Below are 26396 nucleotides of genomic sequence, written 5' to 3' on the forward strand. Positions count from 1 at the left end.
CATCCTCCTCTTACGGTTCCAGACGGTTCAGGTCTCTTGGGAAAAGACAGGTCTCTCGGACATTATCCTCGCCCAGAAGCTGCATAGTCAAACGTTCCAGACCGATTCCAAGCCCTCCGTGAGGCGGCATACCGTACTTAAAGGTGTCCAGATACTGCTCCATACCTTCCTCTTCCATTCCTCTGTCTGCGATCTTTTTGCGCAGAGCATCGTAGTCATGGATTCGCTGACCTCCTGTGGTGATCTCCAATCCATGGAAAAGCAGGTCAAAGCTTAAGGTGTAGCGGCTGTCCTCTGGATCATCCATTGCATAGAAAGGACGTTTCTTAGAGGGATAATGTGTGATAAACACAAAATCCGCATTATATTCTTCTTTAAAATATCTGCCGATCAGAGCTTCTTCTTCCGGCTCCAGATCAAATGGGTTGCGGATCTTTCTGTCATACTTTTTGGAAACCAGCTCCTTTGCCACATCAAAACGCACTGCCGGAATTTTGGAAACGTCAGGAAGCTCCACCTTCAGGATCTCCAGCTCCTTTGCATAGTCTTTTTTCAGCATCTCCATGGCATACTGCAAAAATCCTGTTTCCATTGCCATGATTTCCTCATAACTGTCAATATAACCCATCTCAAAGTCAAGGCTTGTATATTCGTTTAAGTGTCTCTTTGTGTTATGCTTTTCCGCACGGAATACAGGTCCTGTCTCAAACACACGGTCAAACACGCCTACCATCATCTGTTTATAAAACTGAGGACTCTGCGCCAAAACTGCCGGCTTATGGAAGTACGTCAGCTTAAACATATTCGCTCCGCCCTCGGCTCCTCTGGAACCGATCTTTGGAGTATGGATCTCCGTAAATCCCTGTTCATAAAGGAAATCCCGAAAAGCTCTCACAAGCCCTTCCTGGATTTTGAATTTCGCCCGCTCCTGAAGGTTTCTCAGGGACAGGGAGCGGTAATTTAATTTTGCCTCCAAAGAGGTGTTCATTTTCCATTTATCAATTGCAAGAGGCAGGGGTTCTGCCGGGGCTGATAAAATATCAATATGCCGGATGCGAAGCTCCCTGCCATGAGGTGCTCTCTCTTCCCGGCATACGATGCCTTTTGCTCTCACTGTCATTGCCTCTTTTAAATCGTGAATGGAGACATTTGCCTGCTCATTTTCAAAAACAGCCTGGAATAAGCCTTCCTTTCTTCTCAAGATCACAAATGCAACATCACCCATATTTCGGATACTGTGAACAGCACCCTCCACAACTGCTTCCTGGTTAAGGATCTGATCTCCCATCAGTTCTTCCCAGCTGCAGATTTCTTTTTTCCATTTTCCGTCTAAAAACTCCATGTCCTCATCCTCCATTTCATTTTATCTCAGGCGATTTTTCTCTAAATCTCGTCATACAAAAGCATCAGTATCATCTGTGCTGTTTCCACCATATTTGTGCCGGAATCCATACTGCTCTTCTGTATGTAACGGTAGGCTTCTTCCTCGCTTAAATGATTCCGCTGCATTAACAGCATTTTTGCATTGCCAATATAATTCTGCTCCTTCCAGGAGCGTACCTTTGGTTTTTTCTTATCCTTCTTGATCCGCCGCTCTATCTGGGAAAGCATCATATCCACCGTGTTTACCAAATCGCTGGCCTTCATGGGCATCTCCACAGAAAGCACCGATGAAGGCGCTTCGCCGATCACCCGGGCCGAGGCCAGCAGCAGCAATTCAAAATAGGGCGGCAGGTATGCCACGATATCTCTGTAATACATATCTGGCAAATGGTAACCGCAGATCAAAATTCCGCAGTCCAGCGCGGAAATGCTTGCAAGCGCATTGGAACCTGTGCAGCAGATTGAAGCCACTGAGAACCCGTGTCTTATTAAAATGGTACGGATTTTCTTTGCATCTTCAATTTTCGGTAGTGCAATCACGATGCTGGTGTTCATAATTCTGCCACTCTCTTTCGCCTCTCAAGCTTTCTAAAACACTCTCAGATACGATACAGATATTCATTGATTTCCCAATCAGTCACCTGTCTCGTATACTTCAGCCATTCCTTTTTCTTTGCCGCTGCATATTCCTCACAGAAATCCTTTCCAAGAACCTCTTTGATCCAGCCGCTCTCCTCAAAATATGCGATCGCTTCCTTCAAATTTTCAGGAAGATTTTCTATATTCATTGCCTTCTGATCCGATTCCGATAAAGAACGGTTCGAAGATTTCGTCGGGTAAATTTTTCGTTTGATTCCATCCAGTCCCGCAGCAAGGCAAACCGCAAAAACAAGGTAGGGATTTGATGCCGCATCAGGACTGCGAAGTTCAATTCCCGTATTTTCACCCCTTGTCCCCGGAATACGTACCAGAGAATTCTGGTTATTGGTGGTCCAGGTAAGCTCCGTAGGCGCTTTATAGCCTGGCACCAGTCTCTTATAGGAATTTACAAGAGGATTGGTGATCAGTGCCATTTCACGGCTATGAGCAAGCAGTCCCCCAACAAAATAATATGCCTCATCACTGAGTTCATTATTGTCAGGATTTACAAAAATATTTTTTCCGTCTTTAAATAACAGAAAATGAATGTGCATTCCGGAACCATTTGCGTCCGCCCGAGGCTTCGGCATAAAGGTGGCATGAAGTCCATGGCGCTTGGCTATAGTGCGGACAGCCATCTTAAAGGTCATAATGCAGTCTGCCATTTTTCTTATTTCGCCGGATTTAAAATCAATCTCATGCTGTGCAGGAGCTGTTTCATGATGGGACGATTCCACCTCAAATCCCATATCCTCCAGATTCAGCACCATATCACGCCTTGCATTTTCTCCAAGATCCACAGGGCTGATGTCAAGATAACCTGCTTTTTCATGACTGAGCGTAGTTGGCATTCCGTTGTCGTCTGTGTGGAACAGGAAAAATTCACACTCCGGGTCAATATAGCATGTGTATCCTTCCGCTTCTGCCTCTGCTACTGCCTTAGAAAGAAGATAGCGTGCGCTTCTTATATGAGGTGTACCGTCGGGACGGTAAATGTCACATAACAGTCTGGCAACCTTTCCCTGCTGCGGACGCCACGGAAGTATGGTAAAGGAATCCAGATCCGGATAGAGATACATGTCAGGCTCACTCTCTCCGGCAATTCCTGCAATAAAGGAGCCATCAACCACATATTCATGATCCAATGCCCGGGGAAGTTCCCGTACCGTGATCGCAATATTTTTCAGTGTGCCGAACATATCGGTAAACTGCAGACGGACAAATTCTACGTCTTCATCCTCCGCCATCTGTAATACTTCTTCTCTGGTATAATTCCCCATAGTATTCTCTCCTTATTAATATATGCTCGAATTATTCGTAGTCATTTTTTCAGTATTGAATAATTTCATGAAACAAAAAAAGAGCGCACTTCCAACAGGTTACCCTTATTAGAAGAACGCCCTTGTTCATGGTGGTATTATAGCAACAGGGTGTTTCTTTGTCAACCGTTTATTTTTTAATAAATTAAAGGTATGAATACCCCATCAGGGATTCGTCCACCGCTTTGGCAGCTTCCCTTCCCTCTCGGATCGCCCATACCACAAGAGACTGACCTCTGTGCATATCTCCTGCTGTGAAGACTCTTGGAACACTTGTTTCGTACTGCTCTGGCTTTGTCTCCACATTGGTACGTCCGTTTACTGCTACCTGGAAAGCGTCCGTCACATACTTCTGGCTTCCCAGGAAGCCTGCTGCGATCAGAACCAGGTCAGCGGGGATCACTTCCTCCGTGCCCTCAACAGGAACCATCATCATGCGTCCTGTCTTGGCATCCTTCTCGCTTTTCAGCTTCACGATCTTAGCCTGGCAGACCTTTCCGTTTTTATCGGCTATAAACTCTGTTACTGTTGTCTGATATATTCTTGGATCATGCCCGAAAACAGCAATGGCTTCCTCCTGGCCGTAGTCTGTTTTCAGTACTCTCGGCCACTGGGGCCATGGGTTGTTTGCTGCACGCTCCACAGGCGGAATGGGCATCATCTCAAGCTGTGTCACGGATTTTGCGCCAAGACGGATAGACGTTCCCACACAGTCATTTCCGGTATCGCCGCCTCCGATGACCAGCACATGCTTGCCCTTTGCCTCCTCGTAAGGCGCTTTTTCAAAATCAGAGTCCAGAAGTGTCTTGGTGACCTTTTTCAGGAAATCAACTGCAAAGTAAATACCTTTTGACTCTCTTCCCGGAACCTTGATATCTCTTGGATTGGATGCGCCGCAGGCAAGGATGACGCGGTCAAATTTTTTCAAAAGCTCCTCAGCCTTGATGTCAACTCCTACGTTTGTGCTGGTGACAAATTTTACGCCTTCCTCCTCCATCAGCTTTACTCTCCGGTCGATGACGGATTTCTCAAGCTTCATGTTGGGGATGCCGTAACGGAGCAGACCGCCGATCCTGTCACTTCTTTCAAATACGGTCACGCTGTGGCCTCTTCTGTTTAACTGCTGTGCTGCGGCCAGACCGGAGGGACCGCTTCCCACTACTGCAATAGTTTTTCCGGTGCGTACCTTAGGCGGCTGCGGTTTTACCCAGCCTTCCGCATAGGCAGTCTCGATAATGGCACGCTCGTTTTCCTTTGTTGCAACCGGCTCGCCGTTAATGTTGCAGGTACATGCTGCTTCGCAGAGTGCCGGACACACACGGGAGGTAAACTCCGGAAAGCTATGTGTTTTGCTTAAGCGCAAATATGCCTGTTTCCAGTTACCTGTGTATACCAGGTCATTTGTCTCCGGCACCAGGTTGTGCAGCGGACAGCCGGATGCCATGCCGCCCAGCATCATGCCGGACTGGCAGAAGGGGACGCCGCATGCCATGCAGCGCGCTCCCTGAAGTTTCTGTTTTTCTTTATTTAATGGAGTCCGGAACTCGTTGAAATTGGCAATCCGGACCTTCGGCGGCAGAACCTTCGCCGTCTCTCTCTCATAATCTAAAAATCCTGTCGGTTTTCCCACGGTAATATCCTCCTTATCGCCTTACCCCAATGCTCTCGTAGAATGCTTCCATCTGTGCCTGTTCACTGTTCAGGCCCTTTTCTTCCAGTTTTGCACTTAAGGTGATCATTCTCTTATACTCATCCGGAATGAGCTTCTTAAAGTGCGGCAGATAAGAATCAAAATCTGCCAGAACCTGTGCGCCAAGCTTGGAACCGGTAGCCTCCACGTGAGCCTCGATCAGATCGCGCAGTTCCTTCTTATCGTATTTGTTTTCTACTTTTTCAATAGAGATCATGGCTTTGTTGATATTTCTGTAAAGCACGTTCTCCACATCCAGAACATAGGCGATACCGCCGCTCATACCTGCTGCAAAGTTTTTCCCGGTCTTACCAAGGACTACCACACGACCGCCTGTCATATACTCACAGCCATGCTCACCAACGCCCTCAACTACTGCATATGCACCAGAGTTACGCACTGCAAAACGTTCTCCCGCAACGCCGTTGATAAAGGCTGTTCCGCTTGTGGCTCCGTAAAGGGCAACGTTGCCCACGATAATATTTTCTTCTGCATGATATGCTGCTTTTTCCGGTACCTTCACGATCAGCTTACCGCCGGAAAGTCCCTTTCCGAAGTAATCGTTGCTGTCTCCGGTCAGCTTCAGGGTCAGACCCTTGGGGATAAAGGCACCAAAGCTCTGTCCGCCTGCGCCCTTACAATTTACGACAATGGAATCCTCCGGAAGTCCGTTTTTATGGTTTCTGGTGATTTCTGCACCCAGAATCGTACCAAAAGCACGGTCTGTATTTTTAACCTCAACGGAAATCTCAGCCTTTCCTCCTGTCTTTACGGCCTTCTCGCATTTTTTCAGGAGAACCTTTTCATCCAATGTTTTTTCCAGTTCAAAGTTATATTCTGCCTTCGGGTCAAAGGTAACCTTCTGTCCCTGCTCTGCAAATGGATTGCTCAGGATAGCAGACAGATCCACCTTGCCCTGATGCGGCTCCTTCACACTGCCGGATGCTTTCAGAAGGTCGGTACGTCCCACCATTTCCTCCATGGTACGTACACCCAGCTTTGCCATATATTCTCTTAATTCCTGTGCGATAAAGCGCATGAAGTTCTCTACATATTCCGGTTTTCCCTTAAATCTCTTTCTAAGCTCCGGATTCTGGGTAGCTACACCTACCGGACAGGTATCCAGATTACATACACGCATCATGACACAGCCCATTGTAACAAGCGGAGCTGTTGCAAAGCCGAATTCCTCTGCGCCCAAAAGCGCTGCGATCGCCACGTCACGTCCACTCATCAGCTTGCCGTCTGTCTCAATGCGGACACGGTTACGAAGTCCGTTCATTAACAAGGTTTGATGGGTTTCCGCAAGACCCAGCTCCCAGGGAAGGCCTGCATTGTGGATGGAGCTTCTCGGTGCGGCACCTGTACCTCCGTCATAGCCGGAGATCAGAATAACCTGCGCGCCTGCCTTTGCAACACCTGCTGCAACGGTTCCCACGCCAGCTTCGGATACCAGCTTAACAGAAATATCTGCATATTTATTTGCATTCTTCAAATCGTAGATCAGCTCTGCCAGATCCTCAATGGAATAAATATCATGATGCGGCGGCGGAGAGATCAGGCTGACACCCGGTGTAGAATGACGTGTCTTTGCGATCCATGGATAAACCTTCTTTGCAGGAAGATGTCCACCCTCGCCCGGCTTTGCGCCCTGTGCCATCTTGATCTGGATCTCACGGGCAGATACAAGATAACGGCTGGTGACGCCGAATCGTCCGCTGGCTACCTGCTTGATAGCAGAGCAGCGGCTGTCCTGTGTGCCTGCGGAATCAAGTCTTTCGTCGCTCTCACCACCCTCACCTGTGTTGGATTTTCCGTGCAGATGATTCATGGCGATCGCCAGTGTCTCGTGAGCTTCCTGGGAAATGGAGCCATAGGACATAGCGCCTGTCTTAAAGCGTTTTACGATCTCATCTACACTTTCCACTTCTTCAAGAGGAATTGGATTTTCAGCATATTTGAAATCCATCAGACCCCTTAAGTTGCCGTGGTTCTCCTCATCAACCAGCTTGGTGTATTCCTTAAACATCTCATAGCTTCCTGTCCTGGTAGACTGCTGAAGCAGATGGATGGTCTGCGGATTGTATCTGTGCTCCTCGCCCTGGCTTCTCATTTTGTGCGCACCTACGCTGTCAAGTGTCAGGTCTGTTGTCAGTCCAAGCGGGTCAAATGCCTCGGAATGGAGTCTTTCCACGTTTGCTTCGATATCTTCAATGGTAATACCGCCTACGCGGCTCACAGTTCCTGTAAAATACTTGTCGATCACTTCCTGTGAAATGCCGATCGCCTCAAAGATCTGGGAGCCCTGGTAGGACTGGATAGTGGAAATACCCATCTTGGATGCGATCTTTACAATGCCGCTTAAAACCGCATGGTTGTAATCACTTTCAGCCGCATAGTAATCCTTATCCAGCATATGGTTGTCGATCAGCTCTCGGATCGTTTCCAGTGCCAGGTACGGGTTGATCGCGCTTGCGCCGTAGCCCAGAAGTGTAGCAAAATGATGTACCTCTCTCGGCTCGCCGGATTCCAGGATAATGGCAAGGGACGTACTCTTTTTCGTCTTTACAAGGTGCTGGTGTACTGCGGAAACAGCCAGCAGGGACGGGATCGGCATGTGGTTTTCGTCCACACCCCTGTCGGAAAGGATCAGGATGTTTGCACCGTCACGGTAAGCCTTATCCACTTCCACAAACAGGCGGTCAATGGCGCGTTCCAGCTTTGTACTCTTATAGTAAAGAGTCGAGACAACCGCCACCTTAAAGCCTTCATGCTTCATACGCTTGATCTTCATCATGTCCGTATTAGTCAGGATCGGGTTATTGATCTTTAATACCTGGCAGTTTTCCGGCTTCTGCTCCAGAAGGTTTCCGTCTTTTCCGACATATACCGTAGTGCTTGTCACGATTTCCTCACGGATAGCGTCAATAGGCGGATTGGTAACCTGCGCAAAAAGCTGCTTGAAATAGTCAAATAATGGTCTGCTCTCTTTAGAAAGAACGGCAAGAGGGGTATCAAGTCCCATAGCGCCGATGCTCTCCGCTCCGTTTAAAGCCATGTTGCGGATGGATGTCCGGTACTGCTCATAGGTGTATCCAAAAGCTTTCTGCAGGCGGGAACGCTGCTCCTCCGTATACTCTTCCATTCTTTCATTTGGAATCTTAATATCTTTCAAATGGACAAGATGGCTGTCAAGCCACTCGCCGTAAGGCTGTTTTTTTGCATACAGCTCTTTTAATTCATTGTCATCTATGATCTTGCCCTGAACAGTATCCACCAGGAGCATTTTTCCGGGATGGAGACGTTCCTTTAACACGATCTTCTCTTCGGGTACAGGCAGAACGCCTACCTCAGAGGAAAGGATCATGCAGCCGTCAGAGGTCACATAATATCTGGAAGGACGAAGGCCGTTTCTGTCCAGAACGGCGCCCATCACATCTCCGTCCGAGAACAGAATAGACGCAGGACCGTCCCACGGCTCCATCATTGTTGCATAATACTGGTAAAAATCACGTTTTTCCTGGGAAATGGTATCGTTGTTTGCCCACGGCTCCGGAATGGCGATCATCACTGCCAGCGCCAGATCCATGCCGCTCATCATCAGGAATTCCAGAGTGTTGTCAAGCATAGCGGAGTCGGAGCCGTTTCTGTTTACAACAGGAAGGATCTTCTGCATTTCGCCTTCCAGGTAAGGAGACTCCATGTTTTCCTCTCTTGCAAGCATCTTGTCTGCATTTCCTCTGATGGTGTTGATCTCACCGTTATGTACGATCAAACGGTTCGGATGTGCTCTCTCCCAGCTCGGGTTTGTGTTGGTGCTGAAACGGGAATGTACAACTGCAATGGCTGACTCATAATCCGGGCTCTGCAGATCGCTGAAGAAGGTGCGGAGCTGTCCTACCAGGAACATACCTTTGTACACAATGGTACGGCTGCTCATGGAAACTACATAAGTATTGTCATTACTCTGTTCAAATTCACGGCGGGCAATATACAGCTTTCTGTCAAAAGCAAGGCCCTTTTCCAGATCATCCGGCTTTTTGATAAAAGCCTGCATAATGCAGGGCATACACTCCCTTGCCTTGTGTCCCAAAACCTCCGGAACAATGGGCACAGCTCTCCAGCCTAAGAATTCCAGGCCCTCCTTTTCCACAATGATCTCAAACATCTTCTTTGCCTGAGCGCGTTTGATCTCATGCTGTGGGAAAAAGAACTGACCGATGCCGTATTCTCTCTCTCCGCCAAGCTCAATGCCCTCTTTCTTACAGGCTTTTTTGAAGAACTTGTGGGATATCTGAAGAAGAATACCAACACCGTCTCCGGTCTTTCCTTCTGCATCTTTTCCGGCACGGTGCTCCAGATTCTCTACGATACGCAGAGCGTTTGCCACCGTATCATGGGTTTTCTTTCCTTTGATGTTCACAACTGCGCCGATACCGCAGTTGTCATGCTCAAACCTGGAACGATAAAGCCCCTGCTGCCCTTTCATCACTTCTTTCATCTTTCCTCATCCTTTCTATCTTAATTATGTATGTTATCTGACGTTTTTCTGTCTACCGCCGCCTGGACGAATCCACGGAACAGCGGATGCGCATGGTTTGGTCTGGACTTAAATTCAGGATGTCCCTGGGTTCCCACAAAGAACGGATTCGCCGGAATCTCGATCATTTCCACAATGCGTCCGTCTGGCGATGTACCCACGATAGACATGCCTTTTTCCTGCAATTCCTCACGGAAAGCATTGTTTACCTCATAGCGGTGTCTGTGGCGCTCCTGGATCATTTTTCCTCCGAAAAGTTTCTCAGACAGGGAGCCATCCTTCAGTACACAGGGATAGCTTCCCAGACGCAGAGTTCCTCCCAGATCCTCCACATCCGCCTGATCCGGCATAAGAGCAATGACAGGATGTGTCGTTTCCGGTGAAAGCTCAATACTGTTTGCATCCTCATATCCAAGAACATGTCTTGCAAATTCCACGATTGCCATCTGCATTCCCAGACAGATTCCCAGATAGGGAATCTTATGCACTCTGGCATACTGTGCTGCCAGGATCATTCCCTCAGTACCTCTGTTTCCAAAGCCTCCCGGTACCAGAATACCGTCTACACAGTGAAGCTGTTTATCCAGATTTTTCTCATTTAACTCCTCGGAATCGATCCAGGTAAGCTCTACCTTTGCTCTGCAGGCGATCCCGCCGTGCTTTAAGGCTTCCACTACGCTTAAATATGCATCATGAAGCTGGGTGTACTTTCCTACAATTGTAATATTCACTGTCTTGTCCGGGTGTCGCAGATTATCTACCATTTCAACCCAATCCGAAAGATCCGGTTTTCTGTTTTCCAGGAACAAGGACTGCATGACAACATCCGCAAGCTTTTCCCGTTCCATAGCAAGGGGTGCTTCATATAAATATTCAACATCCAGATTCTGTAGTACATGGGTGACCGGTACATTACAGAACAGAGCTATTTTTTCTCTGATTTCGTCAGTCAGGGGATGCTCGCTTCTGCACACGATCACATCCGGCTGGATTCCCATTCCCTGCAGTTCTTTTACACTTGCCTGAGTGGGCTTGGTCTTCATTTCCCCGGATGCCTTAAGATAAGGGATCAGCGTTACATGGATAAGAATTGCATTTTCGTGTCCCACATCATGCTGAAACTGTCGGATCGCTTCCAGAAATGGCTGGCTCTCAATATCTCCTACGGTTCCTCCCACCTCTATAATGGCGATCCTATCCTCATCCGGAGACTTTGCACGGTAAAAACGGCTTTTGATCTCATTTGTAATATGAGGAATTACCTGTACGGTACCACCGCCGAAATCTCCGTGGCGTTCCTTCTGCAAAACGGACCAGTAAATCTTTCCCGTAGTCACATTGGAATTCTTGTCCAGGCTCTCGTCAATAAACCTCTCATAATGTCCCAGATCCAGGTCTGTCTCCGTTCCGTCGTCTGTGACGAAAACCTCTCCGTGCTGGATGGGATTCATTGTTCCCGGGTCAATGTTGATGTAGGGGTCAAACTTCTGCATCGTCACCTGATATCCCCTGGCCTTCAAAAGCCTTCCCAGTGACGCCGCCGTGATTCCTTTTCCAAGGCCAGACACAACGCCGCCTGTGACAAATACATATTTTACTGCCATTTCGATTTCCTCCTCCATAATTTCTATGAAATAAAAAAAGTGCCAAAGATAGAATTTAGGGACACTTACCCCATTTTCTATCTCTGACACCTTTGTCACATCATTATCTCAACTAAAAATATTCTATAACTATATCCTATTTCCTTCTGTTTGTCAATAATAAGACCTGCGTCTTTTCACTCATACTACTGCAAATTTCTGCAAAGTGCGGTTAAATTCCTTACTCTCCCCATGACATTTTACGGTAAGAACCTTCGTGAGGTCCATGCTGAAGACGCCGAGTATCGATTTTGCATCAATTAAAATCCTGTTGTAAAATACATCAATGTCAAAATCACATTTGCTGGCTGCATTTACAAACTCCTGAACATCCTCGGCTGCGTTTAACTTAATCTGTTTCTGAGACATAACGTTCATCCTTTCTGAAATGATATTCTAAACACTTTTTTCCTTGGAATGCCCACATTATGTCTTAGAAACCAAATTTTGTCAAGGCTGGAATTTATATTTATGAAAGATTTCCATCATATCTTATGAATGCCTAAATCTTTTTGTGCGTTATTTTCCTCCGGGATTTCCATTGGATAGTTTCCGTCAAAGCATGCTTTGCAAATAGGAAGTCCTCCTGCCATACCTTCCAGATACTCAATCTCCATATAACCAAGTGAATCTGCTCCGATCATCCTGCAGATCTCCTCTGTTGTGTGCTGGGCTGCAATAAGCTGATCGTTGCTTGGCACATCGGTTCCGAAATAGCAGGGATGCAGAAACGGAGGCGAACTGATGCGTACATGAACCTCTTTTGCCCCCGCATCCTTCAGCATCTTGATCAGATTCGCGATGGTAGTTCCCCTGACGATAGAATCATCCACCAGCACGATCCGTTTATCCTTCACAACAGATTCCAGTACATTTAGTTTCAGATGAACACTGGACTCCCTCTCCTTCTGCGTAGGCTTGATAAAAGTCCTGCCGATATAGGAGTTTTTGTAAAAAGCAAAACCAAAGGGAATTCCGGACTCCTCAGAGAAGCCTTTGGCTGCCGGAAGGCCTGACTCCGGTACACCTGTTACAAGATCCGCCTCCACCGGATAAGATTTTGCAAGGGACTTGCCGCCTCTGATCCTGGCATCATAAATCCTTACCCCATCAAGGGTACTATCCAGCCTTGCAAAATAAATGTATTCAAACACGCAGTGGGCGTGCTTTTTTCCTGCCAGAGTCATATCGGATTTTACACCGTCCCGTGAAATGGTAACCATCTCTCCCGGCTCAATATCCCGTACAAACTCTGCGCCCACAGAGGCCAGCGCACAGCTTTCTGATGCCAGCACATAGGCATTGTCTCTTTTTCCGAGACATAAGGGCCGCAAGCCATAAGGATCCCGGACTCCGATCAGCTTTCTCGGGCTCATGATCACCAGGCCATAGGCACCTTTGATCTTTTCAGCAGTTCTCAAAACAGCTTCTTCTACTGTTTTTGAATGGACACGTTCTTTTGCAATATAAAAGGCAATGACCTCTGAATCAGTTGTAGTATGGAAAATTGCTCCGTTCTGGATAAGCTCCCATTTTAAAGTATGGGTATTGACAAGGTTGCCGTTGTGGGCTAATGCCAGGCTTCCTTTTATGTAAGAAAGGACAAGGGGCTGGGCGTTTTCAGCCACAGACGCTCCTGTTGTAGAATAACGGACATGTCCGATTCCAATGTCTCCGTTCATCTTCCGTATGGTATCTTCCTTCAGGACCTCACTTACCAGGCCCAGATCCTTATGATATTTCACATTTCCAATCGGTCCCTTTGTATCGGACACCGCAATTCCGCAAGCCTCCTGGCCTCTATGCTGCAGGGACGTCAGACCATAATATATGGATGGAGCCACATCATTTCCATCCAGATCATAGATTCCGAACACTCCGCATTCTTCTTTAATTTCTGCCATCTGATTTCCTCCATTCCAGACTTACATTACATAAAAGAAGGCACTTCGGGTATGTCCGAAGCGCCTTTGCTTACACAGAAATTATAATAGAAGAAAGCAATTTGTCAACCCCACGCCGAAAAATTTTTTTCCAACTTTTTTCAAAAAAGTCATTGACAAGATTTTTTTTTCGTGTATACTACACCACATAAAGCAAAGGCGCTTTGGATTACAGAAAGTATCCAGAGCGCCTTTTCTATTTGTTTCCAAAATGAGTGAAAGAGCGATGAAAGGAGCGTACCTATATGGCACAAACTATTCCTGAACTTTACGGCAGCCTTGTTTTTAACGACAAGATCATGCGCAGTAAATTACCAAAAGACATGTACAAAGCACTGAAAAAAACCATTGAAAATGGCACACATCTGGAGCTTGATGTTGCAAACTCCGTTGCAGTTGCCATGAAAGAATGGGCAATTGATAACGGTGCTACCCATTATACCCACTGGTTCCAGCCTATGACAAATGTTACTGCCGAAAAACACGACAGCTTCATTTCTCCCACAAGCGATGGACAGGTGATCATGGACTTCTCCGGAAAAGAGCTTGTAAAAGGCGAACCGGACGCATCCAGCTTCCCATCCGGTGGACTTCGTGCTACCTTCGAGGCGAGAGGCTACACAGCGTGGGACCCGACTTCACCAGCATTTATTAAAGACGGTACCCTTTACATTCCTACAGCTTTCTGTTCCTACAGCGGCGAGGCTCTTGATAAAAAGACTCCTCTGCTCCGTTCCATGGATACCTTAAATAAGGCGGCTGTCAACATGCTGCATGTCCTGGGCAATATGGAAGTAAAACATGTTTCCACAACTGTTGGTCCGGAGCAGGAATATTTCCTGGTTGACAAGGATCTTTATAAAGCAAGAAAAGACCTGGTATTCTGCGGACGCACCCTGATCGGCGCACCTGCACCAAAGGGTCAGGAAATGGAAGACCATTATTTCGGTACCTTAAAGCCAAGAGTTTCCGCATACATGCACGATCTGGATACAGAGCTCTGGAAGCTTGGTATCCCGGCAAAAACAAAACACAACGAGGTTGCTCCTGCTCAGCATGAGCTTGCTCCTGTTTTCGATACTACCAATGTTGCAGTTGACCACAACCAGCTTACAATGGAGATCATGAAAAAGGTAGCTGACAAACACGGAATGGTTTGCCTCTTAAATGAGAAGCCTTTTGAAGGCATCAACGGAAGTGGTAAGCACAACAACTGGTCCATGATCACCAATACAGGTGTCAACCTTCTCGACCCGGGCAAGACCCCTGCTGAGAATATCCAGTTCCTGGTATTTTTGATGGCAGTCATCAAAGCGGTTGACGAATATGCAGATTTACTTCGTATCTCTGTTGCAAGCGCAGGAAATGATCATCGTCTCGGCGCAAATGAGGCTCCGCCGGCAGTTGTCTCCATCTTCCTTGGCGATGAGCTGACTGAAATTCTCAGTTCTATTGAAAATGATACTTACTTCACCTCCCACGGTGCAGTTCAGATGGATATTGGAGCAACCGTTCTGCCTCACTTTGTAAAAGACAATACTGACAGAAACCGTACTTCACCGTTTGCCTTTACAGGCAATAAGTTTGAGTTCCGTATGCTTGGCTCTGCAGCTTCTGTTGCAAACCCGAATATCGTACTGAACACTGCTGTTGCGGAAGCACTGAACCAGTTTGCAAGAGAGCTGGATGGCGTTTCTGCTGAGGATATGGAGCACGCAGTACATGAACTGATCAAGAGAGCTATCAAAAAACATAAACGTGTCGTATTCAATGGCAATGGATATACTGACGAGTGGATCGAAGAAGCTGCTGCACGCGGCCTGTACAATTTAAAATCTACTCCGGATGCTCTTCCAATGTGGATTGCAGATAAAAATATCAAGCTTTTCACAGAGCATAAGATCTTTACAAAAGAGGAGCTTCATTCCCGCTATGAGATCTGGCTGGAAAACTACTCCAAGACCATCAACATTGAATCCAACACAATGGTTGAGATGATCCAGAAGGATCTGATGCCTTCTGTTCTTACTTACATGGAGCAGATTGCAAGCACAGCAAGTATGAAAAAATCTGTTGTTCCGGATATTTCTACAGAAAGCGAAGCTGCTCTTCTCACAAAGCTTACTGAGCTTCAGGCAAAAATGATGAGCGGTGTGGAGACTTTGAAGGCAGATACTGCAAAGGCACTTGCTGCTGAGGATGTTTTGGAGAATGCAAAACTGTACCAGTCTGTTGTACTTGCAGATATGGAGACTTTGAGAGCTGCTGCTGATGAGGCAGAAACTCTGATTCCGGATTCTCTGCTGCCGTATCCTACCTACGGAAAGCTTCTGTTTTCCGTATAAGGTAAAGCACGGATTTAGGAACCATACTATTTAACAGGTAAAACCAGGGGATATCCATTATGAACTCTACTTCATAATTCATTATCGATTTCCTCATCCATTAATCACACGATACGGATATCTCCTGTTTTACATATATCTTCTGCCGATTCCATTTCCCCGGGACTTCGGCAGAATTCAATTTTATCATTTGTTCGTAAAGGCGCGAAGGAAAAATCATTTTCTCTCGCGCCTTTTCGATATATGATGCCAGGGTCAAAAATGCATGGCATTGGGACCCGACAAACATACAGGGAGAGAGGAGTTTTATTATGGAATTTTCTGCAGTAAACACAATTTGGGTGCTTGTGGGCGCCGCGCTGGTCTTCTTTATGCAGGCTGGCTTCGCAATGGTGGAGACAGGCTTCACCAGGGCAAAAAACGCTGGTAACATTATCATGAAAAACCTGATGGACTTCTGTATCGGAACCCCCGCCTTCTGGCTGGTCGGCTTCGGTATCATGTTCGGTGCAGGCAATGGCTTCTTTGGACGAATTGGTGGTATCGCCTCAGAAGCAAACTATGGAAATGCAATGCTTCCTGACGGTGTACCGTTTTGGGCATTCCTGATCTTCCAGACTGTATTCTGCGCTACTTCTGCTACCATCGTATCCGGTGCAATGGCTGAACGTACAAAGTTTTCCGCATACTGTGTGTACAGTCTGCTGATCAGCCTGGTTGTTTATCCGGTTTCCGGTCACTGGATCTGGGGCGGCGGTTTCATCAGTGAGATGGGCTTCCACGATTTCGCCGGTTCCTGTGCCGTACATATGGTAGGCGGTGTTGCCGCTTTCATCGGCGCACTGATCCTTGGACCACGTATCGGCAAATACACAAAGAGCGGTAAATCAAAAGCTATTCCGGGACATAACCTTACCGTTGGTGCCCTCGGCGTATTTATCCTCTGGTTCTGCTGGTTTGGCTTCAACGGCGCTTCCACGGTTTCCATGGAAGGCGATGCTATTGTAAGCGCAGGTAAGATCTTTGTCACCACAAACCTTGCAGCAGCCGTTGCAACCGTTACTGTTATGCTGATCACATGGATACGTTACAAAAAGCCGGATGTTTCCATGTCCCTGAACGGTTCTCTGGCAGGTCTGGTAGCAATCACAGCAGGATGCGATACCGTATCCCCAACTTCCGCTGCTATCATCGGTATCCTGTCCGGATTTATTGTAGTATTTGGTATTGAATTTATTGATAAGGTGTTAAAAATTGATGACCCGGTAGGTGCTGTAGGCGTTCACGGCTTAAACGGTGCTTTTGGTACTTTAGCTGTTGGTCTTTTCTCCGACGGTGCCGGTACTGACTGGAAAGGACTTCTTGTTGGCGGCGGTTTCCATGGCTTTGGCGTACAGCTTACCGGTATGCTGATCACCATTGCATGGGTAGCGGTTACCATGACTATTATCTTCCAGGTTATCAAACACACCATGGGCTTAAGAGTTTCCGCAGAAGAGGAAATCCAGGGCCTGGATGTAAAGGAGCACGGTCTTCAGAGTGCATACGACGGTTTTGCCATTCGCGATACCGTAGGCGCTGTTCCAACTCCAATGGGTACCTCCAAAACCTATACCTCTGTTTCCAGACCTTCTGCTCCTGCTGAATTTGTTCCGGAGATTCCGAAGGAAGGCGTTCATAAGCTTACCAAGGTGGTTATCATCACCCGTCAGAACAAGCTTGAGGAATTCATGCAGGCTATGAATGAGATCGGTGTTACCGGTATTACAATTACCAATGTACTTGGCTGTGGTGTACAGAAAGGTTCCCCGGCTTACTACCGTGGTGTTGAGATGGATATGAATCTTCTGCCGAAGATCAAGATCGAGATTGTGGTTAGTCTCGTTCCTGTCCAGAAGGTTATCGAAACAGCCAAGAAGGTTCTCCATACAGGCAATATCGGAGACGGCAAGGTATTCGTCTATGACATTGAGAATGTAGTGAAGATCCGTACCGGTGAGGAAGGTTACCTGGCACTCCAGGATACTCATCCGGCTGAATAAGCTTTCACTCATAATATATTTCCAAATAAAAGAGAGAAGGGAGGACGCATTAAGCGTTCTCTCTTCTCTTTTTGCATGCGGAAAATCCCTCGTTTTTCATATCATGACAACCGCGGCAGATTCCAATGATAATGTGCCGCCAGATAGCGGATCAGAATGACCACTGCTGATGAAACGATCATGGCAGAAACCGCTCCGAAGTGACGGTGCATATACACACAGGTTATGGCGCCCACGATGGATGCACAGGCATAGACATGGCGCACAAAAATATAGGGTGGCACACCTGCCATCATGTCACGTAAAAGACCGCCGCCTACCCCTGTCACCGTACCCACAAAGACAAGCAGGAAAAGCTGGTCAAGGTATCCCTGGCGGATTCCCGTATTCACACCCACCACAGTAAAGATTCCCAGGCCGATGGAGTCCATTACCAGCATGATCTTATCATAGGTCACTCTCCTGCTGCCCTCCAGAATATCCCTCTTCCAGTACAGCACAGCAAACACCACACAGGAGGTTATCACCGCTACTATCGCATAAATCGAATGCTGAAACACGCTGGGCGGAATAATTCCCAGGATCACATCACGGATCACACCTCCTCCCACAGCGGTCACAACACCCAGGACACTCACCCCGAAAATGTCCATTTTTCTCTCCACTCCCACCATGGCTCCCGATGCCGCAAACGCCACCGTTCCAAGCATTTCCATGATGAATGTGATTATTTCCTGATAATTCATAAACGCCTCACACTATTATATTTAGCCCCTCTTACGAAATACACCAAAACCACGTATACCGCTCCGTGATCGATATGGAACTGCTTTTTTCTCTATAAATTTTTCAGAGGCTTTATTTCTTTCCTATATACATATCTCATAAACAGACTGCAGATAATAGCCGCAAACACCTCTGCAATCGGGAAGGACCACCAGATTGCCGTAAGTCCCACCACCCTCGAGAGAATGAAGGCAGCCGGAAGCAGCACCACAAGCTGGCGCAGCACAGAGACAGCCAGACTTAGAAATCCGTGTCCCAATGCCTGGAATACAGAGGATGACACCACCGAAATACCGGCAAGGATAAAGCTGAAGCTGATCTTCCGCAGTGCCACGGTTCCAATCTCCATCATAGACACAGAAGCATTGAAAATTCCCAGGAGCGTTTCCGGTATCAATTGGAAAATTGCAAATCCTGCCAGCATGATACTAACCGCATAAATGATACTAAGACGGATCGTTTTCATAATCCTCTCCGGCTTTCTTGCTCCGTAGTTATATGCCACGATCGGGACCATACCGTTGTTCAGACCGAAAACAGGCATGAACACAAAGCTCTGCAGCTTAAAATAAACACCGAATACCGCCGTAGCTGTGGAGGTAAAGCCCATCAAAATCTTATTCATTCCAAAGGTCATGACCGAACCTACGGATGCCATGATAATGGATGGAAAACCTACACTGTATATGCCCTTCACCATTTCACCTGATAGTCTGTATTTTCTCAGAGAAATCTTAAGCTCCGGATTTACCTTGAAATTCAGGATAAAGCCTGCCGCGGCAGCAATGATCTGTCCTGTCACAGTGGCAAGCGCAGCTCCTGCGACCTCCATACGCGGAAATCCAAAAAGCCCGAAGATCATGATCGGATCCAGAATAATATTGATCACGGCCCCAAAAATCTGGGTAACCATGGAATATATGGTTTTTCCAGTGGACTGCAGAAGCTTTTCCGACACAAACTGCATGAACATGCCAAAGGACATGATTCCGATGATCCGCACATAGCTTACCCCATAGGAATAAATCTCCGCATCGTCCGTCTGTACTCTGAAAAACAACGGACTGAAAAGCCCTGTGACAATCGCAAAACCAATAAAACTGAACATACACAGATAAATACCGTTATTCGCAGCGCTGTTTGCATACTCGTTTCTTTTTTCCCCAAGGGAACGGGATACCAGCGCATTGATTCCAACACCTGTACCGGCTCCCACGGCAATCATCAGATTCTGTACAGGAAAGGCTAGAGATACGGCTGTCAGCGCATTCTCATTGAGCCTTGCCACAAACATACTGTCCACAACATTGTACAAAGCCTGCACCAGCATGGACACCATCATGGGTACGGACATACTGATCAGCAATTTGCCCACAGGCATAGTACCCATCTTATTTTCCTTAACGGTTTCTTTTGTTTCCAAAATACCCCTCCTCTATATGTAACAATTCCCGCAGGCAGCGAACCAGGCGGATGTGCCTGCATATCCGTCAGGCAGTGCAGTTTGCCAATGGCACATTTTACACTGACCAATCCGGCTACGGTCTGCAGATTATCCCGATTTCCACAAAAACCGGGTACAGATAGCTTGCGCCGAAACACCCCAGCTTTTTGGGTCCTGCAACCATCCCCAGCTCACGCTGCAGCTCCAGTGCTTTTCGAAAGGCCAGATTCACTGTGGATCGGGTAATGGATTTATCCTTTCGGGAAACAAACATCTCATTTCCCTTTATCGTATAGCTAAATTCCAGATTTTTGGCAGTCCTGAAAATATGATTCTGAAACCGGATAAGGGTTTCCCACAAACGCTCCGTGTCATAATCCCACGCCAAATTGCAGTTGTTTTCCTCTGTTTTTACTTCTTCCATACAATCTCCATAACAGTACCCCTGTACCGGGACTGTCAGTCATCACTTCTGTGTGTACGCCGCCTTCTGCTGTCTGTTTCGGAAGCCTGGCGTTTTTTCTGCTCCCATGCCCTTCGATGAAGATCCAGTTCCTCCTCTTCCGGTATGTCCAGATCAAGACTTCCGTTAAAATAATCCTCAAATCCGTCTTCGTCTATGTAATCGTCTAAAACATCATCTTCTGCCTCATCATCCTGCACCGGCTTATGCTCCGCAGTACGGAGTTTCGCAGTAGGAGACTTCGCAGTGCGCTTCTTTCGGGGCTGCGTCCTCTTCGCCTGTGCTTCCCCACTTTTTCTGCGTTTCTTTTTACTTTCCCCATAATAATTATCCAGATACTCCTCAATGATCTCATCCTCATCGTCAGCATCCAGATAGTCCTCATCCGTCCGCTCCTTTTTGCGCTTCTGCTTCCTGTCATCCTCGTACTCGTCCTCATCCTCATCGACATATTTCGGCTTATTCAGAGCAAACTGGATGAGCATACCCAAAATAGCTGCTCCGGCACTCATTCCGATCCCATATGGAATCTCAGCCATTCCCTCAAGCTTTGCCAGAGATACGCCGGTCAAAACGCCGCCCAGCAAACTGGTCCCCACAATGATAACTTCTCTCTCATACCGCATGGCAACTACACCAAGCCCCACGCCGATCAGCAGACATACAAAAAAAGTAAAGGATGTTGTGGGATGGATGATATAGGTGCTCAAAGTCAATCCAAGTCCGGCGCCGAGAATAAAAATACCTGCCTTAAAGATCAGGAATGCAACAATAGCAAGCACTACGCCTGCTGCCACCATAGCTGCAAGGTAGATCGTCTTATCCTCCGCTCCTGATCTGTAAACACCGAAAAGCCCAAGTCCGGCGCCGATTCCAAAACCAAAAAGCATCATCCAGAACCGCAGCAGCCGGTATCCCAGAATACAGTTTATGATACCAAACACCAGAAGCACAACAAACAGACCGGTAGCGATCACAGACAGCTCCTGCATATTCCGCACACGTTCTGCAATGTTCATGGCGCGTGTAAGAATGTCCAGCATATTCCGCCTCCTAAAACATATAATACATGGTTTTCATATTTTCCAGAATTCCATAGTGGTATTCCACCTGGTTCATTCCGTAAAGGGTCATATAGTAACGGGCAACCTCCTGAATCTTTTCCCCTGTGATCCACTCGTCACAGGCAGCCTGAAATGCCTCTTCATTCGAAAACTTAAACCGCACAACAGCTGCCCCGTTATCAAGGCGCATCTGACAATATGCCAGAAGCTGCTGAAAATCATAGGTGTCAAAGCAGCCGTTGTTGAGTACATAAAAGTTTTTGTCCGTGGCAGTACAATCCGGCACCGGAAACTCATCGGAGGGTGTATAGGTCATTTCATATTCCTCCGGGAAAGGACAGAGATAGTCGTAAATAATGGTTTTATGCTCTGCAAGCTGCACGGCAGCGCCCTCCAGAAATTCATGCTGATCCCCGTTTGTGGTATCGACGTAATAATACGCACCGTCAAGCTGCACAATATTCCAGGCATGTCCTTCCTCACTGTCCTTTGTATCGCCTTCCACATAGATGCAGGGAACGCCAAGATGCTCCAGAAGATACTGGGTCGCTCCCGCATATCCGGCGCAGACCGCTTCCTTTTTCCAGAATATCCCTGCGATGCTCTGGTCATGCTCGGAAGGCTGATACTCTGCATTGTCGATCAGGTACGTATATACGGTCTTAACCTTTTCATAATCGTCAGCGTCCTGTGGAATCAGCGCATCCACCTCCTGACAGGCAGCCTCCATAGCAGCCTGGATCTCGGCAGTTTCCTGATCCGTGTAGCTGTAGCCCGGAGAAAACAGACAGTAGCTGCTTCCGGCAAAAGTGGTCTTATAAACCTGCTGGCGGTTATGGATCCAGAACAGCTCCGGATGATCTTTTAGCAAGGCATGATAAACCCTGTCCACCGTCTCATCCGCAGAGATGGTGAGATAAAATTCCTCTTTTCTTGCCGAAATCCCCTCCAGCATCTCCCTGTATCCCCGCTTCTCTTCTTCATTCAGCAGGCTGAAATAATATTCCTGATGGTATTCGTCTGACTGGACAAATTCTTTTTTGCGCAGTTGGCGTACTTCCTTTGGCTCAAGCCGCAGGATCACCATCGCTCCTATGACCAGGATACAAAAGAGAATACATACCAGGAAGACTGTCAGGAACTTCTTTTTCTTCATCCAAATCTCCTTTCGGATTTACCCGGCTTACACCGTACACCCATTATATCCCATACACCTGTATATTGTAAACGGGTAATATAGCACCTGTTCATAAATCACGGATCCGATCGAGGAGCTCCTTCGCAGTCTCATGACACAGAAGCTCTTTATTATAGCGGTGATAGCGATCACAGAAATACTGCTGAAGGAAGTGCATAGCCGGATATCCGGTATTCAGCTCCGTAATAAAGATAACAAGCTCCTGTCCGCCTCCAAAAGCGGATTCCATAAAATCAAAGGCGTATTCCAGCATGGATGAGGTCTTGTCAAATTCCTGGTCATATCCTGCTTTTTTACCGTTAAACCATTCCTTTAATAAATCAAACGCCTGACCGCCTTCTTTTACTTCAGCTTTTTTCAGCTTCATAACATATCCTTCCAGAGTATCCAGCACATTTCGCATCTGGTACTCCTGCTCGCGTGAAAGAAGCCCTGCTTTTTTCTTTCCCGTCAAGTCCATGGCAAAGGACATTTTTACGTCCTCCATGTACTCCACAGGCTGCTCTTTTTGTGCCCCGGACAGAACCTCCTTTGCCTCCTTCAGGATCCCAAACAGGCTTTCCAGCTCTTTTTCCTGCCCCAGCACTCTTTTAAAGGACGTATTCAGCCGCGAAAGAAGAAGCCCTGTAACGCTGAGGCGTTCATCAAAGGAAGCATGTGCCGCCTTCTTTACAAGAATATCATCGATCTTTCCTGAAAGAACCTGATCGATCTGATAATCTGTCCTGTATTTATAAAACAGTTCCAGATAATTGGCAAAATCCCTGGCGATCTGGGGATGCTGGATATACTGAACCGTCACTTCCCGGTCCACTTCTTTATTCAGCTTTTCATAGACCGCGATCATGCGGGACAGATCCTCCCATCCTCTTGGCGTTGCAAAATTTTTCCCATCAACGGTACTCTCCATGCGGTAAAAATACTTTGGGCGTGTATTCAGATAGGAGAGCACTGCCGGATGTACTCCTGCATTGTAGGCATATTCCTTCCATGCTTCAAAATCCGGTTCTACCTCAATTTTTTTCACACGGTCCATAGTAACCACGTCAAATTCCCGTACAGACTTGTTATATTCCGGCGGGTTTCCTGCCGCAACGATCAGCCATCCATCGGGGATTTTGTGGCTGCCAAAGGTCTTGCACTGGAGAAACTGCAGCATGGCAGGCGCCAGGGTTTCCGAAACACAGTTGATCTCATCAATAAAGAGGATTCCCTCCCGCAGTCCCGCTGCCTCGATCTTTTCATAAATCGATGCCACAATCTCACTCATGGTATATTCCGTTACCGCCTTTTCCTCCCCGTCGAACAGCTTCTTAGAAATAAAGGGAAGACCGATAGCGCTCTGCCTTGTATGATGGGTGATGGTGTATGCAACCAGTCCCACCTGGCATTCCCGGGAAATCTGTTCCATGATCTGTGTTTTTCCAATACCCGGTGCACCGATCAGCAGGATCGGGCGCTGTGCCATAACCGGAATCTCATATTCCCCGAAATCATTTTTCAAAAGGTATGCCTGAAGTGTATTTTTAATCTCTTCCTTTGCTCGTTTGATGTTCATGCTCTGTCTCCCATATCTCTTTTTTCTGTTTCTTCCAGATCTTCCTCTCCCAGTATCAGCTTAATCGCCCAGGGCGGAACGTCGATATCACGGTAATCCTCCTTCATAAACACAAAGGCTGTCTCATAGGGAGGCTTTTTTGCCGGAAATGTGCCGTAGCCGTCTGTAAAATAAATCAGTCCGCGAAGCCTTGTAAAACGCTTTGCTCTCATAAGCTGTTCCACGTAGGCAAAGGGTGGGCGGAAATCTGTGCCTCCCTCTCCGATAACCGTGAAATTTGCCATATAATCCTTAAGCTGTCGTCCGTTTTCGATCACCACGTCCGACTGGATTCTCTCATCACATTGGATAATATGGACATGAATCCGGCGAAAAAAGCTTTCCGTCTCACTTAAAACGCTGTAGGTCTGCTCCAGAAACTTCTGAACCAGCTCCCCCTTACAGGACATGGAAGTATCGATCACGATCACAAAATCCTCCACCTTCCGCTCCTCCTTTGTCTCCAGCGGCTCGATCAGCGGCATGTTTCCGTAAAGATTCATTCCGTAATTGTAAAATATATAATCAAAGGTGTCCATATCCACCTTCATTTCCTCTTTCAAAACAGAGAATTTCCGCAGAAATTCTTTATAGTCATAGCGGCTCCTGTTTTCCGCCGCAAGGTGATCCATCAGGCTTTTACTGTCGCTGGCAGCCTCCTTTGAGAAGGTTTCCATTTCCGTCTGCATACGGCTTTTGACATCCTCCCAGTTTTTCCGCTGCCTTACATTTTTTGGATGGCCCGGAGGAGTCTCATACCATTTGCGGTGATCGTCCATATAAAATTCCCTGCGAAGCTCCTGCATTTTCGGCTCGGGAAGATGAAGGATACGAAGCCTTTTGTAAATTCTTTGGGCCGTGGCGGCTGTGTCCTTTTCCAGGATCAGATCCCTCGCCTGCCTCCTTGCCATAGTAGCCGGCTGATGGACACATCGCAGATAAAGCCCGTCAATGACCGTTTCCACCGCAATATCACAGGCAAGGTTCCAGTATTGCTGATCCACGTTTTCCCCGGGAAAAACATGAAGAAAAATACAGTGTAGCAGGCTGTGAAGATAGGCGCGGTTAGTGCGCTCCCTGCTTCTTTTGAACAGCTCGATCAATTCTTCCGGGTTATAGTAAAGACTCACCCCGTCCGTTCCTATAGGATGTACGCCCATCTCCCCCTGAAAGGCCAGTCCTGACAGCGCACAGTCCAGGAAACGCATATTCAGATATAGCTGGTTTCTGGAATTTTTCAGGATATCATGGCAGATCTCCTCTGCAAGGAGCGCCCGCTCCTGGGCATCATGAACCGGATTTCGAAAGGGTTTTCTTTTGTTGTCATCTATCATAGCTCAAAGCTTCTCCTTTTTGCAGGAAAACGGATCTGCCCGTATTCCATGAGCATGCTGCGCATTTCAGCCGTTCCAAAGCTGGCTGCCGTATCCAGTATCTTCTGAAAGCATTCGCGTTTTTCAGCATCCAGCGGATAATTCTCCAAAAGCCAGGAAAGCTCCTCCATTCTTTTCTGCGAGACAAAGGCCAGGGCAATGGACTCATAGTTTTCCCATAAATAAATTTCATAACAGGCTTTCGCCCCGTCAGAAAGTCCCCATGGCTGTGACAGCCTGCCATAGACCATCTCCCGGAGAAAATCAGCGGATTCCTGGGCTTTTGCATATTCAAAACGGCGATCGTATTCATAAAAGTTAAATACTTTCCCCTGAAAGCAGTTTCGGTAATACAGGCCGCTTCCATGGACCTGGGTCATGAGGATCCGGGCCGGTGTGTTTTCCACGCCCTCTTCATAGTATTCCGGAAACCAGAGGCAGGCCTGGATCGTCCCTGTAAGACGGACGCACAGCTCCTCCCGCACTTCTGACAGCACTTCCTTCAGACCGGACTCCTCTGTGTCCATATCTACTGTGATCTCCCGGATATGATGGCATCCAGTGAATGCCCCGCTTCCCAGATCCAGGAAATTGCCGGAAAAGGACAGGCTTTCCAGCTCTCTGCAGTTATAAAAGCCATAGCGGCCTATTTTTCTTACCTTTTCCGGTATCCTGATGGTCTTGCAGGGCTTTCCCGAAAAAAGGTAGGGACCCAGTTCTGTAACAGGAAGACCTTCTATTTCCGCAGGAACCTCTACCACATCCGTATTCCCGTCAAATTCTGTGATAAAAACTTCCTCATTCCTGATCTCATATGTGAAGCCATTTTCCGTTTTTGGCATACGTGATGCTCCTTTATCTATTCTATTATCTCTTATCAGCTTCCTATTATAACATCTTTTACTGCCAAGAAAAGGGTTGATATTT

Annotated in this window: 18 protein-coding genes; 2 read left to right on the forward strand and 16 right to left on the reverse strand. The window is 47.2% G+C overall.

Annotation, left to right across the window (positions count from 1 at the left end; all coding sequences use genetic code 11):
• Nucleotides 1-10: 10 nt before the first annotated feature.
• The 8 genes from aspS to purF all read right to left on the reverse strand — a co-directional run bounded on the left by aspS (nt 11) and on the right by purF (nt 13118).
• Nucleotides 11-1342: an aspartate--tRNA(Asn) ligase gene (aspS, locus tag ACESZH_RS07735; protein ID WP_373214040.1), complete on the reverse strand. Its 1332-nt coding sequence runs from the start codon at nt 1340-1342 to the stop codon at nt 11-13.
• 41 nt (nt 1343-1383) lie between these two features.
• Nucleotides 1384-1938, reverse strand: coding sequence for an ANTAR domain-containing response regulator (locus ACESZH_RS07740; RefSeq protein ID WP_373214043.1), 555 nt, complete (start codon nt 1936-1938; stop codon nt 1384-1386).
• 44 nt (nt 1939-1982) lie between these two features.
• Nucleotides 1983-3302: a glutamine synthetase family protein gene (locus tag ACESZH_RS07745; RefSeq protein ID WP_373214045.1), complete on the reverse strand. Its 1320-nt coding sequence runs from the start codon at nt 3300-3302 to the stop codon at nt 1983-1985.
• A 184-nt stretch (nt 3303-3486) separates the two neighbouring features.
• Nucleotides 3487-4971 carry a glutamate synthase subunit beta gene (locus ACESZH_RS07750; protein ID WP_373214047.1) on the reverse strand — a complete coding sequence of 495 codons (1485 nt, stop codon included), beginning with the start codon at nt 4969-4971 and terminating at the stop codon, nt 3487-3489.
• Nucleotides 4972-4984: 13 nt separating this feature from the next.
• On the reverse strand, nt 4985-9532 hold the full coding sequence (gltB, locus tag ACESZH_RS07755) for a glutamate synthase large subunit (protein WP_373214050.1): 4548 nt from the start codon (nt 9530-9532) through the stop codon (nt 4985-4987).
• A 20-nt stretch (nt 9533-9552) separates the two neighbouring features.
• A complete protein-coding gene (locus ACESZH_RS07760; protein ID WP_373214053.1) occupies nt 9553-11175 on the reverse strand; it encodes a CTP synthase in 1623 nt (540 codons plus the stop codon).
• 180 nt (nt 11176-11355) lie between these two features.
• Nucleotides 11356-11583: an HPr family phosphocarrier protein gene (locus ACESZH_RS07765; protein WP_373214056.1), complete on the reverse strand. Its 228-nt coding sequence runs from the start codon at nt 11581-11583 to the stop codon at nt 11356-11358.
• 116 nt (nt 11584-11699) lie between these two features.
• A complete protein-coding gene (gene purF, locus ACESZH_RS07770) occupies nt 11700-13118 on the reverse strand; it encodes an amidophosphoribosyltransferase (protein WP_373214059.1) in 1419 nt (472 codons plus the stop codon).
• Between the two features lie 284 nt (nt 13119-13402).
• On the opposite strand from purF, the gene ACESZH_RS07775 reads away from it, so the two are divergent.
• Both ACESZH_RS07775 and ACESZH_RS07780 read left to right on the forward strand, forming a co-directional pair.
• Nucleotides 13403-15502, forward strand: a complete 2100-nt coding sequence (locus tag ACESZH_RS07775; protein ID WP_373214061.1) for a glutamine synthetase III — start codon at nt 13403-13405, stop codon at nt 15500-15502.
• 311 nt (nt 15503-15813) lie between these two features.
• Nucleotides 15814-17544, forward strand: coding sequence for an ammonium transporter (locus ACESZH_RS07780; protein WP_373214063.1), 1731 nt, complete (start codon nt 15814-15816; stop codon nt 17542-17544).
• Nucleotides 17545-17645: 101 nt separating this feature from the next.
• Here ACESZH_RS07780 and ACESZH_RS07785 read toward each other — a convergent pair whose 3' ends face one another.
• From ACESZH_RS07785 to ACESZH_RS07820, 8 genes are all read right to left on the reverse strand, one after another.
• Nucleotides 17646-18290, reverse strand: a complete 645-nt coding sequence (locus tag ACESZH_RS07785; protein WP_373214065.1) for a trimeric intracellular cation channel family protein — start codon at nt 18288-18290, stop codon at nt 17646-17648.
• A 92-nt stretch (nt 18291-18382) separates the two neighbouring features.
• The gene (locus tag ACESZH_RS07790) at nt 18383-19720 is read right to left on the reverse strand and encodes an MATE family efflux transporter (protein ID WP_373214226.1); all 1338 of its coding nucleotides are present in this window, start codon (nt 19718-19720) and stop codon (nt 18383-18385) included.
• A gap of 148 nt (nt 19721-19868) precedes the next feature.
• The gene (locus ACESZH_RS07795; RefSeq protein WP_373214068.1) at nt 19869-20198 is read right to left on the reverse strand and encodes a hypothetical protein; all 330 of its coding nucleotides are present in this window, start codon (nt 20196-20198) and stop codon (nt 19869-19871) included.
• Nucleotides 20199-20233: 35 nt separating this feature from the next.
• A complete protein-coding gene (locus tag ACESZH_RS07800; protein WP_373214070.1) occupies nt 20234-21280 on the reverse strand; it encodes a DUF4203 domain-containing protein in 1047 nt (348 codons plus the stop codon).
• A 10-nt stretch (nt 21281-21290) separates the two neighbouring features.
• Nucleotides 21291-22457, reverse strand: coding sequence for a transglutaminase domain-containing protein (locus ACESZH_RS07805; RefSeq protein ID WP_373214073.1), 1167 nt, complete (start codon nt 22455-22457; stop codon nt 21291-21293).
• Nucleotides 22458-22548: 91 nt separating this feature from the next.
• The gene (locus ACESZH_RS07810) at nt 22549-24057 is read right to left on the reverse strand and encodes an ATP-binding protein (RefSeq protein WP_373214074.1); all 1509 of its coding nucleotides are present in this window, start codon (nt 24055-24057) and stop codon (nt 22549-22551) included.
• Entirely contained in the window at nt 24054-25430 is a 1377-nt protein-coding gene (locus ACESZH_RS07815; protein WP_373214075.1) for a VWA-like domain-containing protein, read from the reverse strand. Before ACESZH_RS07815 ends, ACESZH_RS07810 begins: the two co-directional genes overlap by 4 nt.
• Nucleotides 25427-26311 carry a leucine-rich repeat protein gene (locus tag ACESZH_RS07820; RefSeq protein WP_373214077.1) on the reverse strand — a complete coding sequence of 295 codons (885 nt, stop codon included), beginning with the start codon at nt 26309-26311 and terminating at the stop codon, nt 25427-25429. Before ACESZH_RS07820 ends, ACESZH_RS07815 begins: the two co-directional genes overlap by 4 nt.
• Nucleotides 26312-26396: the final 85 nt, after the last annotated feature.

Source organism: Ruminococcus sp. 5_1_39BFAA, from assembly GCF_964240875.1.
In the GTDB taxonomy this organism is placed as follows: domain Bacteria; phylum Bacillota; class Clostridia; order Lachnospirales; family Lachnospiraceae; genus Blautia_A.

Bases quoted from the DNA above. Each gene is read 5' to 3' on its own strand.
- ACESZH_RS07805 (WP_373214073.1), bottom strand. From the start codon at position 22,457: ATGAAGAAAAAGAAGTTCCTGACAGTCTTCCTGGTATGTATTCTCTTT.
- ACESZH_RS07820 (WP_373214077.1), bottom strand. From the start codon at position 26,311: ATGCCAAAAACGGAAAATGGCTTCACATATGAGATCAGGAATGAGGAA.
- ACESZH_RS07780 (WP_373214063.1), top strand. From the start codon at position 15,814: ATGGAATTTTCTGCAGTAAACACAATTTGGGTGCTTGTGGGCGCCGCG.
- ACESZH_RS07785 (WP_373214065.1), bottom strand. From the start codon at position 18,290: ATGAATTATCAGGAAATAATCACATTCATCATGGAAATGCTTGGAACG.
- ACESZH_RS07810 (WP_373214074.1), bottom strand. From the start codon at position 24,057: ATGAACATCAAACGAGCAAAGGAAGAGATTAAAAATACACTTCAGGCA.
- ACESZH_RS07740 (WP_373214043.1), bottom strand. From the start codon at position 1,938: ATGAACACCAGCATCGTGATTGCACTACCGAAAATTGAAGATGCAAAG.
- gltB (WP_373214050.1), bottom strand. From the start codon at position 9,532: ATGAAAGAAGTGATGAAAGGGCAGCAGGGGCTTTATCGTTCCAGGTTT.
- ACESZH_RS07775 (WP_373214061.1), top strand. From the start codon at position 13,403: ATGGCACAAACTATTCCTGAACTTTACGGCAGCCTTGTTTTTAACGAC.
- ACESZH_RS07800 (WP_373214070.1), bottom strand. From the start codon at position 21,280: ATGCTGGACATTCTTACACGCGCCATGAACATTGCAGAACGTGTGCGG.
- aspS (WP_373214040.1), bottom strand. From the start codon at position 1,342: ATGGAGTTTTTAGACGGAAAATGGAAAAAAGAAATCTGCAGCTGGGAA.
- ACESZH_RS07790 (WP_373214226.1), bottom strand. From the start codon at position 19,720: ATGGGTACTATGCCTGTGGGCAAATTGCTGATCAGTATGTCCGTACCC.
- purF (WP_373214059.1), bottom strand. From the start codon at position 13,118: ATGGCAGAAATTAAAGAAGAATGCGGAGTGTTCGGAATCTATGATCTG.
- ACESZH_RS07760 (WP_373214053.1), bottom strand. From the start codon at position 11,175: ATGGCAGTAAAATATGTATTTGTCACAGGCGGCGTTGTGTCTGGCCTT.
- ACESZH_RS07815 (WP_373214075.1), bottom strand. From the start codon at position 25,430: ATGATAGATGACAACAAAAGAAAACCCTTTCGAAATCCGGTTCATGAT.
- ACESZH_RS07765 (WP_373214056.1), bottom strand. From the start codon at position 11,583: ATGTCTCAGAAACAGATTAAGTTAAACGCAGCCGAGGATGTTCAGGAG.
- ACESZH_RS07745 (WP_373214045.1), bottom strand. From the start codon at position 3,302: ATGGGGAATTATACCAGAGAAGAAGTATTACAGATGGCGGAGGATGAA.
- ACESZH_RS07795 (WP_373214068.1), bottom strand. From the start codon at position 20,198: ATGGAAGAAGTAAAAACAGAGGAAAACAACTGCAATTTGGCGTGGGAT.